A 12,349-nucleotide genomic window follows, 5' to 3' on the forward strand; every position below is an offset into this window, starting at 1 on the left:
CGTGCTACACTTACAGAAATAAAAGATGCGTAAATGAAAACAACAGCTGTCTAGTGAAATGTTCGTATCCAGACAGAGACGATCGGGTGACGTAAAGATGAAAAAGAAAAAGTGGAATAGAAAAGGGAACGTCTTTATCTTCCCGGGAACGGGTGAAGCGCTCATTCAGAAAGGAAGAGCCGCACTTGAAGCAAAAGATTATGACCAGGCGGCTTTGTTTTTGTCGGAAGCGCTGGAGTATCCGCTTGCTGAAGAAGGGGACGTGAAAACGGCTCTTTTATTAGCGTTGTACGAAAGCGGGCGTTATAAAAGCGCGCTTGAACTTTGCAGCGATATGCTTCATAAAGGTCTCGGCGATTATTATGACGTGCTCGATATTTATGTGCTAATTCTTATGCACGAAAAGCAATATGACACGATTTACTCCACGCTCACCGCTCTAATGGAAGAGAAGCAGCTGCCTGAAGAGAAGCGGGAGTATTTTGAGCGGCTGCTGGAATTAAGTAGAAAAATGAGCGACTCCCCGGGAACAGAATGGAAACCGCTTTTTACCGGTAAAGAAAGTTTGCGGGAACAGACGCTGAAGCTGATGGAGCTTGTTCATGTGAATATCCGTCCATATGCCGATGAACTCACCGCTATGCTGCAAAAGGCGGATAATCATCCATTTTTGCAGACGCTCGTTTTAAACGTATTAAAAGAGCACGGAGTGGAAAAACCGGTAAAAGTACAAAAGTTTTATTTTGAAGAAATGATCATACCAGCCCGGCTGATAGACGCGTTTGAAAAAGATTATTTTAAAGATGTGATTCAGTTGTTGGAGGAAAAGTTGGCCGATACGAATCCTGTATTGCTTGAGCAGGCGAAGGAAATGGTGAAGCGCCATTTTTTCCTGCTATATCCATTTGAGCCGGACAATATTTCTCCGGCAGGGTGGGCGGAAGCTACCCTTCTGCTGCTTCACGCTTATTATGAAGAAATAGAGCCGGCAATAGAGGAAGAAACAAATAAGGACATCCGGCTGGGTCTCGCTTTTGTGCGGAAATTAGACGAAATTTCTTCGCCGATCATGTAGCCTTTTTGTTGAAAGAGAAAAAACGTATGTTATAATGTAAAGGTCATAATGTGTCCTTTTTGTGTAGGAAACGATATACATAGGGCGGCCGAACAACTTATACTGTTCATGATGATCAATTTATAGATTTTTGGAGGGAACTTTATGTCTGCTAAATGGGAAAAACAAGAAGGGAACCAAGGGGTTCTTACAGTAGAAGTAGATGTGGAAACAGTTAATAACGGTTTGGATTCCGCATTTAAAAAAGTAGTAAAAGATATTAACGTACCTGGTTTCCGTAAAGGAAAAATGCCGCGTGCTTTATTTGAAAAACGTTTCGGAGTAGAATCTCTTTACCAGGATGCACTGGATTTCATTCTTCCAGAAGCGTACGGAAAAGCGGTTGAAGAAGCAGGAATCGATCCTGTTGACCGTCCGGACATTGACATTGAGCAAATGGAAAAAGGCAAAGAGCTGATTTTCAAAGCAACTGTTACAGTGAAGCCTGAAGTAAAGCTTGGTGAATACAAAGGGTTGGAAGCTGAGAAGCTAAGCACAGAAGTAACAGATGAAGATGTGCAGGAAGAACTGACTGCTTTGCAAAAGCGTCACGCTGAGCTTGTTGTGAAAGAAGACGGCAAAGTAGAAGAAGACGATACAGTCGTTCTTGATTTTGAAGGCTCTGTTGATGGTGAAGTATTCGAAGGCGGCACGGCTGAAAACTATTCATTAGTAATTGGTTCCGGCACGTTCATCCCGGGCTTTGAAGAGCAATTGATCGGCATGGCAGCCGGCGAAGAAAAAGACGTGGAAGTTGCTTTCCCTGAAGAATACCATGCGGAAGAACTTGCAGGTAAGCCAGCTGTCTTTAAAGTAAAACTTCATGAAATCAAGTCTCAGGAGCTTCCTGAACTAAATGATGAATTTGCAAAAGAAACAGATGAAGATGTAGAAACACTGGATGCATTGAAAGAAAAAATCCGCACACGCTTGGAAGAGCAAAGGAAAACAGAAGCAGAGCAAACGCTTCGTGACACACTTGTAGAGAAAGCAACGGCTAATGCAGAAGTGGATGTGCCGGAAGTGATGGTTGAGAACGAAATCGACCGCATGCTTCAAGAGTTCACACAAAACCTTTCTATGCAAGGCATGAACCTTGATCTTTACTACCAGTTCTCAGGCCAAAGTGAAGCAGACCTTCGCAGTCAAATGAAGGAAAATGCTGAAACACGCGTACGTACAAGCTTAACGCTTGAAGCAATTGCTCAAGCTGAAAACTTGGAAGCAACTGAAGAAGATACAGAAGCGGAATTAAGCAAGATGGCAGATCAATTCAACTTATCAGTAGAAGATATTAAAAAAGCATTAGGCAACCTGGAAGGCATGCAAGGTGACTTGAAAATTCGTAAAGCGATCGAATTTCTTGTGGAAAACAGCAAAACTAGTGCATAATATATATAGGTAAAGATAGACAAGGCGCGAATTGCTCGTGCCTTGTTTTCTACCCATTACATACATATGGAAAAGCGGAAGGTGCTTGTCCAGCGCGCCAGCGGATTTATGGCTCTGCTCTTTGGCTCCGACAGAGAGAGTGAAATCAGCATACGCGCTAGCACTGCAGTTAGATAATAAAAGAAATGTTTTAGTAATAGTTAAGCAGGTAACACATTATATATACAAAAGACCTTTTGTTTTTTGAATAGGGGAAAATGTGATACAATGCAATACATAACTTTTTTAAACAAGAAAAGCGGAAGGCGCTCGTTCAGTGCGATAGCGGATTTGTAGCTCTTGACGAGGAGTCGTTCTTGAACTCCGACAGAGAGAGCGAAATCAGCGTACGCGCTAGCGCCTGCAGCTGGACAAAGGAAAAGCGGAAGCGGTCTGTTAAGACTCGGCAGACATAAGACGGATCGCTGAAGTGGCGTTCTTTGCCACACAGGCGTGACGGCTTATGACCGAGAGTCTGGCCGCTGCAGCTGGACAAAGGAAAAGCGAAAGCGCCTGTCCAGCCACGACAAGCATAAGATGAGATGGTGAAATGGCGTATCTCAGCTATGCAGCCAGATCAGCTTATGACCTCGAGTGGCTAGGCGCTGCAGCTGGACAAGCGAGTAATTATTCATAAGGGGTGAAAATCATTGTTCAAGTTTAATGATGAAAAAGGGCAGCTTAAATGTTCTTTCTGTGGAAAAACACAGGACCAGGTACGCAAGCTTGTAGCAGGTCCCGGTGTATATATATGTGACGAGTGCATTGAACTTTGCACTGAAATAGTAGAGGAAGAACTTGGCACGGAAGAAGAAGTAGAATTTAAAGATGTGCCAAAGCCAATAGAAATCCGTGATATTTTGGGCGAGTATGTAATCGGCCAGGAGCGGGCTAAAAAATCGCTTGCCGTTGCCGTTTACAACCATTACAAACGCATCAATTCCAATAGCAAGGTGGATGATGTGGAACTCGCTAAAAGTAACATTTGTTTAATCGGTCCGACAGGAAGTGGGAAAACCCTTCTTGCACAGACGCTTGCACGCATTTTAAATGTACCGTTTGCGATTGCTGATGCCACTTCTTTAACTGAAGCAGGGTACGTTGGAGAAGACGTGGAAAACATTCTTCTTAAACTGATCCAGGCGGCGGATTACGATGTGGAAAAAGCAGAAAAAGGTATTATTTACATTGATGAAATCGATAAAGTAGCAAGAAAATCTGAAAATCCTTCGATTACACGGGATGTTTCCGGTGAAGGTGTGCAGCAGGCACTTCTGAAAATTTTAGAAGGTACAGTCGCGAGCGTTCCTCCACAGGGCGGACGCAAACACCCGCATCAGGAATTTATTCAAATCGATACAACAAACATCCTTTTCATTTGCGGCGGAGCATTTGATGGCGTGGAACAAATCATTAAACGCCGTCTTGGCCAAAAAGTAATCGGCTTCGGCTCTGACACGAAAAAAGAAGAGGTGGCAGAAGGCTCGCTTCTTTCTAAATTAGTGCCTGAAGACTTGCTGAAATTTGGTTTGATTCCTGAATTTATCGGGCGTCTTCCAGTTATCTCAAGCCTTGAACAGCTCGATGAAGAAGCGCTCGTAGAAATTTTAACAAAGCCAAAAAATGCGCTTGTTAAACAATATCAAAAAATGATGGAGCTTGACGACGTCAACCTCGAGTTTGAAGAAGGCGCTCTTCGTGAAATCGCGAAAAAAGCGATCGAACGCAAAACAGGCGCGCGCGGACTCCGCTCTATCATTGAAAGCATCATGCTCGACGTTATGTATGACCTTCCATCACGAGAAGACATCAAAACATGCGTCATCACACAAGAAACCGTCCTCGAAAATGCTGCACCACGGCTGCTCGGCGAAGACGGCCAAAAAATAGACCTAACAAAAACATCAGCTTAAAAGAAAAGCGGAAGGCGCTTGTTCAGCGCGGTAGCGGATTTATAGCTCTCGACAAGGAGTCGTTCTTGGACTCCGACAGAGAGAGCGAAATCAGCGTACGCGCTAGCGCCTGCAGCTAGACAATTAAATCAAACATGGAGACGGGACAGCTGAGGATCAAGCCGCTGTCCTGTTTTTCTGTGATAAGAAGGATTTCTCCGTTAAATGCTGTTTACGAGTATCGAATCGAGGAAATACTGGCAAATAATAAAACGGACCATTCGGCAGCTAACATAGCTGTGTCCGGGTGGAAAAACGGATCATGTGTAAAAGGATTTGTTTTCTTTCAAAAGAAAGCGGCCTTTTAGACAAGGTTTACTTTGCCGGTATTGGAGGATGCGATATGAATTGGACAGTTGTTGCCATTGTTGGTCAGCTTGTATTCGGGCTTATTATTAGCCTTTACTTTTTTACGATGCTAAGAAAACAGCATACAAACAAAGTAACGATCGATCGCGAGTCGAAAAAAGAGATGGAAGCAATGGGGAAAATGCGGGCGATTTCCTTAACGAAGCCGCTTGCTGAAAAAATCAGGCCGCAAAGCTTTTTAGAAATTGTTGGACAAGAAGAAGGCATTAAGGCGTTGCGGGCCGCTCTTTGCGGCGCCCATCCGCAACATGTGATTATATACGGCCCGCCGGGAGTAGGAAAAACAGCGGCAGCCCGCCTTGTGTTGGATGAAGCGAAAAAAAATAAACGCTCGCCTTTTGCTTCAACAGCTGTATTTGTGGAATTGGATGCGACAACAGCCCGTTTTGATGAAAGAGGCATTGCCGACCCGCTCATCGGTTCCGTGCATGACCCTATATACCAAGGGGCCGGTGCCCTCGGGCAGGCTGGTATTCCACAGCCGAAAAAAGGAGCAGTCAGCAACGCGCATGGCGGTATATTGTTTATCGATGAAATCGGTGAACTGCACCCGATTCAAATGAACAAGCTGTTGAAGGTACTTGAAGACCGCAAAGTGTTTCTCGAAAGCATTTATTACAGTGAAGAGAATGACGTAATCCCAAGACACATACATGATATTTTTCAGCACGGACTTCCCGCAGATTTTCGCCTAATCGGCGCGACAACGAAACAACCGGAAGAAATACCAGCTGCCATTCGTTCCCGATGCCAGGAAGTGTATTTTAACGAATTGGATAATAAACATTTAACCGACATTGCCAGTAAAGCCGCTGAAAAAGCGGATATGACTATGACAGAAAAAGGACTGGCGCTTGTTGCCGGCCATACACGCAATGGACGGGAAGCCGTTAATTTAGTTCAAATGGCTGCCGGCATAGCGATGATGGAAAATAGAAAAGATATCCTTAATAGTGAAGTGGAGTGGGTCATTCATTCGAGCCGGCTTGCGCCGAAGTGGACTTCCCGCATTCCGGAGAAGCCTAGAGTCGGGCTCGTTAATGGACTCGCTGTCACGGGGCCGAACAGCGGCGCCTTGCTGGAAATTGAAGCGGTTGTGCTTCCTGCTAAAGAAAAAGGAGCGGTTACTGTTACCGGGATCGTAGAGGAAGAAACACTCAAGCAGCCGGCAAAGTCTATTAAGCGAAAAAGCATGGCAAAAGGATCAGCGGAAAATGCCGTCACGGTCTTAAAGTCAATCGGTGTACCGGTAGAACAATTTGATATTTTTATTAATTTTCCCGGCGGTGTGCCAGTAGATGGACCATCAGCTGGAGCGGCGATGGCTCTGGCTGTCTATTCGGCGATCTACGGTCATCCGGCAGATCATACAACAGCGATTACTGGAGAAATAGGGCTGCACGGCCAAATTAAACCGGTCGGCGGTGTGCTGCAAAAAGTGCTTGCCGCCAAAGAAGCAGGGGCCAAAAAGGTGCTTTTCCCGCAAGCAAACGATACGCTGCTTTTGGAAAAAGTACAAGGAGTAGAGTTGGTACCCATTTCCCAATTGCAAGAAGCATTCGATCACTTTTTTGATAGGCAGGCAGAACGGCAAGGACTCGTCAAGCCGGGAAGCATTCTATCTAAAGAAAAAAAATCTATATAATAATGTTAATGAGGCTGTCTCATAAGTGCCTGGCTCCTCTCATGCCCAAGTATAGTATGTTATCAAGCGTTTTATACTATATATGGTGATGGAGGTGCCCGGCTCTTTGCTTTTTGGACAGCTCCATTGTTGTTTGCTTTCTGTTCCAGTGAGGAATAGGTAGAAAGACAGAAGGTTTAACAAGCTGCCCAAAAATGGACACCCCTATTTAAATAAGATAAGATTGTACAAAACACCTGTTTTAAGGTGGAAAACGTAAAAGAGAAAACAGGCGGCTGTTTCGCCTAATGTTTGAATTGATTGATGGAGGTTATGTTTATGAGCAATCAAACTGTTTACACTGTTCCCCTCTTGCCGCTTAGAGGTTTATTAGTGTATCCAACAATGGTACTGCACCTTGATGTTGGCCGTGAGCGTTCGATTGAAGCGCTGGAGCAGGCAATGATGGACAATCATTTAATTTTTTTATCGACTCAGAAAGATTCGAATATAGACGACCCCCTGCAGGAAGACTTGTTTGAAACGGGCACATTGACCAAAGTCAAGCAAATGCTGAAGCTGCCAAATGGCACGATCCGCGTTCTTGTAGAAGGTTTGAATCGGGCTAAGCTCAAACAGTTGGAAGATAAAGAAACCTTTTATTCGGCAACAGTAGAGACGCGAGAAGACGAAGGGGCGAAAGATACAGAAACAGAAGCGCTCATGCGCACACTGCTGCAATATTTTGAACAATATATTAAGCTGTCTAAGAAAGTTTCTGCGGAAACGTATTCAACTGTGACAGATATTGATGAGCCGGGCCGCCTGGCTGATATTGTGACGTCTCATTTGCCGATTAAAATGAAAGAGAAACAAGATATTCTTGAAACGTTTGATGTGAAAGAGCGGCTGAATCGAATTATTGACTTATTGAACAATGAAAAACAAGTGTTGAATTTGGAAAAAAAGATCGGCCAGCGGGTGAAAACATCCATGGAACGAACGCAAAAAGAATATTTTTTGCGTGAACAAATGAAAGCGATCCAGCAAGAGCTTGGAGATAAAGAAGGCAAAACCGGCGAAGTCGAAGAGCTGCTTAAGCGTATTGAAGAAGCGGATATGCCTGAGCATGTGAAAAAAACCGCTTTGAAAGAACTTAACCGCTTTGAGAAAATTCCTTCTAGCGCGGCAGAAAGTGCAGTCATCCGTAACTATCTCGAATGGCTTGTCACTCTTCCATGGACGAAAGCGACGAAGGATGACTTAGACGTAGCAAAAGCAGAAGCGATCTTAAACCGCGACCATTACGGGTTGGAAAAAGTGAAAGAGCGTGTGCTTGAATATTTAGCTGTGCAGCAACTTACGAAGTCGTTAAAAGGACCGATTCTTTGTCTTGCGGGACCACCAGGCGTTGGAAAAACGTCATTGGCGCGTTCTATTGCCGAATCGATGGGCAGAAACTTCGTCCGTATTTCTCTCGGCGGCGTGCGTGATGAATCAGAAATCCGCGGGCATCGCCGCACATATGTCGGTGCGATGCCGGGCCGGATTATTCAAGGCATGAAAAAAGCAGAAACAGTCAACCCGGTCTTTTTGCTTGACGAAATTGATAAAATGTCAAGCGACTTCAGAGGAGATCCGTCTTCCGCTATGCTTGAAGTACTTGATCCTGAACAAAACTTTAACTTCAGCGACCATTATATTGAAGAAACGTATGATTTATCGAAAGTAATGTTTATTGCGACGGCTAATGACTTGGCGACGATTCCAGGGCCACTTCGCGACCGGATGGAAATCATTACAATTGCCGGTTATACGGAACTGGAGAAAATTCATATCGCGAAATCGCACTTACTGCCGAAGCAGGTAAAAGAGCATGGACTCTCGAAGATGCAGCTTCAAGTGAGAGACGATGCGATCCAGGACATTGTTCGCTACTATACACGCGAAGCCGGTGTCCGCAGCCTTGAACGGACACTGGCAGCGATTTGCCGGAAAGTAGCAAAAATTATTGTTTCCGAGGAAAGGAAACGTATTGTTGTCACAAGCAAAAACTTGGAAGAATTTTTAGGTAAGCGAAAATTCCGTTACGGACAAGCAGAAACAGTCGATCAAGTAGGGGTGGCAAACGGACTTGCTTACACGTCTGTCGGCGGGGATACACTTCAAATCGAGGTGTCATTGTCGCCTGGTAAAGGCAAGTTAATTTTAACGGGCAAGCTTGGAGATGTAATGAAAGAGTCGGCGCAGGCAGCTTTCAGCTACGTACGCTCCAAAGTAAAAGAATTGAACATTGAAGATGACTTCCATGAAAAATACGATATTCATATTCATGTGCCAGAAGGCGCTGTGCCAAAAGACGGCCCGTCCGCTGGCATTACGATGGCCACGGCGCTCGTGTCTGCTTTGACGGCACAGCCTATCCGCCGGGAAGTCGGCATGACTGGTGAAATTACGTTGCGCGGACGTGTGCTCCCGATTGGGGGCGTCAAAGAAAAGTCGCTTGGCGCCCACCGTGCAGGGCTGAAAACGATTATTCTTCCGCAGGATAATGAAAAAGATATTGAAGACATTCCAGAAAGCGTGCGCAACGATTTGACATTTATTCTTGCCTCGCATATGGATGATGTGTTGAAAGTCGCACTAACAGGTGAAAATAATGAAGGTTAATCAAGTAGAACTCGTCATCAGCGCAGTCAAGCCAGAACAATATCCGGAAGGTTTTCTTCCTGAATTTGCGCTTGCCGGCCGCTCCAATGTTGGGAAATCCTCTTTTATCAATAAAATGATTCAGCGCAAAAGTATGGCGCGCATTTCATCGAAACCAGGAAAAACGCAGACGCTCAATTTTTATAAAATTGAAGAGGCGCTTTATTTCGTTGATGTGCCGGGCTATGGTTTTGCGAAAGTCTCGAAAAAAGAACGCGAGTCATGGGGAAAGATGATTGAAACGTATTTAACGATGAGAGAACAGCTTAAAGCGTGCGTGTTAATTGTTGATTTAAGACATCCGCCTTCAGAAGATGATGTCATGATGTATCAGTTTCTAAAGCACTACGAAATACCGGCGGTTGTTGTCGCTACGAAGGCTGATAAAATCCCAAAAGGCAAGTGGCAAAAGCACTTGAAAGTCATTAAAGAAAAACTTGAATTTGATCCCTTAGACGATATCGTCGTTTTCTCCTCTGAAACTGGGCAGGGGAAAGATGAAACGTGGGGCATTATTCATAAAAGAATGAAGAAGTAACAAAAGCAGGCCGTATAGACAGGCCTGCTTTTTCAATGTTCTTTTGATGAAAGGATGACTTATATACCTTGTTTCTTCACCCATTTTTCATATATAAAATGTAAAATACGTTTTTGATATCGTTTGAACAAGATATAAATAGCCGGATACAAGGAAAAGATAAATAAGAGCATGTTAATAATCATCCCAATCAAGAATGTACGCCCTATAGACAGACCGGTCATGACAGGATCATTTAGTACAGCTGCGTCCTCCACTGCATTTTCAATGACTTCTCCAATGTCGTGAGGATAAATGAATTCCCCAGTGACCATGTTTAGGTAAAATAAGAAGGGGAAAAACCAGACTAACGAAATGCCTCCTATAAAAGCGGCGATGGAATTCCCCCTAAACAGTTTGGCAAAAGCGACTGAAATAATTAAGCCGATGCCGAATGAAGGGACAAAATTAATCGAGGCCCCCAGCGTAAATCCGATGGATATGCTGTGAGCGCTGCCGCGAATTCTAAAGAACTTTAAAAGCATATATTTTAACCGTCTGATCCATTTTTTTCTCATGGTGATCGCTCGCTTTATTTCTTTTTAATAAATAATAAATAGCCGCCGGCGGCTATTAAAACGACCGGCCAGAATTGCCAGAGGGAAAGGGCGCGGTTTTCAAGAAGGCCGAGCCATTCAATCACCTTATCGTAGAAAAGAGTAATAACTGCCAGTACGAGAAACAGCATGCCTTGAAACAGTCCATTTCTCGTTTTTTGATATTGAAGTAAAAAGCCAAGTGAAATAATTAAGATAAAGACACCGGTATCATTGGACCAGAAGCCGAAATGGTTCACGACGTGAAAGTGGATGCCGAAGCCGGTTAAAATCACACCGGGCAAAATGCCGCTTCCTTCTCTTCCGCTGTATGCTTCTGCCAAAAAGGCGAGACCGATGACGATGAGAAGCGTCGGCCAGCTTAAAAGTGGCTGAAACAAAACAGTAGCGGTTTGTTGCAAGAAAAAATATAAACCGAATCCAATTAAGATGACACCTGGAAAAATACGCTGCTGCTTCATGTGACAATTTCCCCGCTTTCTGTATTCCGAACTTGAATCTTAGTGCTTGTTTTGTTACGCTAGCTAGTGGGATTATACAGATTCATTCTTTTCAGATTTCATGCTCTTAATGTTAGCATATGTTCACAAATTGTGAATAAGGAAAATTTGTTCCGTGTTATAATAAAGGTAATAGATTTTTACGGGGGTGCCTTCAAACGTGCATATTATTGTGGTGGGACTAAACTACAAAACAGCCCCAGTGGAGATACGCGAACGATTATCTTTTCAAGATACTGACTTAGAAAAAGCCATGTCAGAGCTCCGGAAACAAAAAAGCATTTTAGAAAATGTTATTATTTCTACTTGCAACCGGACAGAAATTTACGCGGTCGTTGATCAGCTCCATACAGGGCGTTATTATATTAAAAACTTCTTAGCAAAATGGTTTGGCATGGAAAAGGAAGAGTTTACCCCTTTTCTGTTTATTTATGAGCAGGAAGCAGCTGTTGAGCATTTATTTAAAGTGACGAGCGGATTGAATTCCATGGTGCTCGGAGAAACGCAAATTTTGGGACAAGTGCGTTCAAGTTTCTTGAGCGGCCAGGAAATCGAGGCGACTGGCACAGTCTTTAACCACTTATTCAAGCAAGCCGTCACGCTCGCGAAAAAAGCACATGCCGAAACAGATATCGGTGCAAATGCGGTTTCTGTCAGCTACGCGGCTGTGGAATTGGCGAAAAAGATTTTCGGCGATCTTTCTGGCAAGCATGTGCTCGTTGTTGGTGCCGGTAAAATGGGCGAGCTTGCGATTCAAAACTTACATGGCAGCGGCGCCACGAAGGTAACGGTCGTCAACCGGACGTTTGAAAAAGCGGTTTCACTTGCTGAAAAGTTTGACGGCGAGGCGAAAACTTTGGCCGAACTCCAGTGTGCACTTGTGGAAGCGGACATTTTAATCAGCTCCACCGGCGCAAGCGGGTATGTCATTACGAAAGAGAGAATGACAGCAGTCGAAAAAATGCGTAAAGGGAAGCCGCTGTTCATGGTGGATATTGCCGTTCCTCGCGATCTTGACCCTGCTATTTCTGACTTGGAAAGTGTTTTTTTATATGACATTGATGACTTGGAAGGCATTGTCGAAGCAAATCTGGCTGAGCGCCAAAAAGCAGCGGAAAAAATCGAAATGATGATCGAAGCCGAAATTGTCGCTTTCAACGAGTGGATCAATATGCTTGGCGTCGTTCCTGTCATTTCTGCTCTTCGTCAAAAAGCCCTCTCTATCCAGGCAGAAACGATGGTTAGCATCGAACGGAAGATGCCGGACTTAACAGAACGTGAGCGAAAAGTGTTAAACAAACATACGAAAAGCATCATCAATCAGCTGCTGAAAGACCCGATTTTACAGGCGAAAGAACTGGCTGGGGATAAAAAATCAGCTGAAAAACTGGCCTTGTTTATGCAAATCTTTAATATTGAAGAAGAAGTAGAAGCTCAAAAACAGGTGAAAACAGTGGAACAGCGCATCCAGCCGGCTCAAACAAAGCCACTATTTCAAGTGTAAGCGAGGTTACTC

At 44.2% G+C, this 12,349-nt stretch carries 9 protein-coding genes; 7 read left to right on the top strand and 2 right to left on the bottom strand.

The annotated features are described in order from the left end of the window. Window positions 1-97 precede the first annotated feature (97 nt). From F9802_RS00080 to yihA, 6 genes are all read left to right on the top strand, one after another. Window positions 98-1,075 carry a tetratricopeptide repeat protein gene (locus F9802_RS00080; protein WP_152149120.1) on the top strand — a complete coding sequence of 326 codons (978 nt, stop codon included), beginning with the start codon at window positions 98-100 and terminating at the stop codon, window positions 1,073-1,075. A gap of 144 nt (window positions 1,076-1,219) precedes the next feature. After that, window positions 1,220-2,506: a trigger factor gene (gene tig, locus F9802_RS00085; RefSeq protein ID WP_152149121.1), complete on the top strand. Its 1,287-nt coding sequence runs from the start codon at window positions 1,220-1,222 to the stop codon at window positions 2,504-2,506. Between the two features lie 689 nt (window positions 2,507-3,195). Beyond that, window positions 3,196-4,458, top strand: coding sequence for an ATP-dependent protease ATP-binding subunit ClpX (clpX, locus tag F9802_RS00090; protein WP_152149122.1), 1,263 nt, complete (start codon window positions 3,196-3,198; stop codon window positions 4,456-4,458). 382 nt (window positions 4,459-4,840) lie between these two features. Further along, a complete protein-coding gene (gene lonB, locus F9802_RS00095; RefSeq protein WP_152149123.1) occupies window positions 4,841-6,511 on the top strand; it encodes an ATP-dependent protease LonB in 1,671 nt (556 codons plus the stop codon). A 318-nt stretch (window positions 6,512-6,829) separates the two neighbouring features. Continuing rightward, window positions 6,830-9,160 (top strand): endopeptidase La, encoded by a 2,331-nt coding sequence (lon, locus tag F9802_RS00100; protein WP_152149124.1) that lies wholly within the window; start codon window positions 6,830-6,832, stop codon window positions 9,158-9,160. Beyond that, window positions 9,150-9,737 (top strand): ribosome biogenesis GTP-binding protein YihA/YsxC, encoded by a 588-nt coding sequence (gene yihA / locus F9802_RS00105; protein ID WP_152149125.1) that lies wholly within the window; start codon window positions 9,150-9,152, stop codon window positions 9,735-9,737. The genes lon and yihA overlap by 11 nt, the downstream gene beginning before the upstream one ends. A gap of 59 nt (window positions 9,738-9,796) precedes the next feature. On the opposite strand, the gene F9802_RS00110 is transcribed toward yihA, so the two are convergent. Further along, the gene (locus tag F9802_RS00110) at window positions 9,797-10,294 is read right to left on the bottom strand and encodes a DUF2062 domain-containing protein (protein ID WP_152149126.1); all 498 of its coding nucleotides are present in this window, start codon (window positions 10,292-10,294) and stop codon (window positions 9,797-9,799) included. A 14-nt stretch (window positions 10,295-10,308) separates the two neighbouring features. Continuing rightward, the gene (locus F9802_RS00115; protein WP_152149127.1) at window positions 10,309-10,794 is read right to left on the bottom strand and encodes a LiaI-LiaF-like domain-containing protein; all 486 of its coding nucleotides are present in this window, start codon (window positions 10,792-10,794) and stop codon (window positions 10,309-10,311) included. Window positions 10,795-10,993: 199 nt separating this feature from the next. Here F9802_RS00115 and hemA point away from each other — a divergent pair, with 199 nt between their 5' ends. Further along, complete coding sequence (gene hemA, locus F9802_RS00120; RefSeq protein WP_152149128.1) at window positions 10,994-12,337, top strand: glutamyl-tRNA reductase; 1,344 nt, start codon at window positions 10,994-10,996, stop codon at window positions 12,335-12,337. Window positions 12,338-12,349 lie beyond the last annotated feature (12 nt).

The sequence above is a fragment of the Bacillus aerolatus genome, assembly GCF_009183655.1.
GTDB classification, from domain to species: Bacteria; Bacillota; Bacilli; order Bacillales; family Domibacillaceae; genus Pseudobacillus; species Pseudobacillus aerolatus.

Bases quoted from the DNA above. Each gene is read 5' to 3' on its own strand.
- lonB (WP_152149123.1), top strand. From the start codon at position 4,841: ATGAATTGGACAGTTGTTGCCATTGTTGGTCAGCTTGTATTCGGGCTT.
- F9802_RS00110 (WP_152149126.1), bottom strand. From the start codon at position 10,294: ATGAGAAAAAAATGGATCAGACGGTTAAAATATATGCTTTTAAAGTTC.
- lon (WP_152149124.1), top strand. From the start codon at position 6,830: ATGAGCAATCAAACTGTTTACACTGTTCCCCTCTTGCCGCTTAGAGGT.
- F9802_RS00115 (WP_152149127.1), bottom strand. From the start codon at position 10,794: ATGAAGCAGCAGCGTATTTTTCCAGGTGTCATCTTAATTGGATTCGGT.
- tig (WP_152149121.1), top strand. From the start codon at position 1,220: ATGTCTGCTAAATGGGAAAAACAAGAAGGGAACCAAGGGGTTCTTACA.
- F9802_RS00080 (WP_152149120.1), top strand. From the start codon at position 98: ATGAAAAAGAAAAAGTGGAATAGAAAAGGGAACGTCTTTATCTTCCCG.
- yihA (WP_152149125.1), top strand. From the start codon at position 9,150: ATGAAGGTTAATCAAGTAGAACTCGTCATCAGCGCAGTCAAGCCAGAA.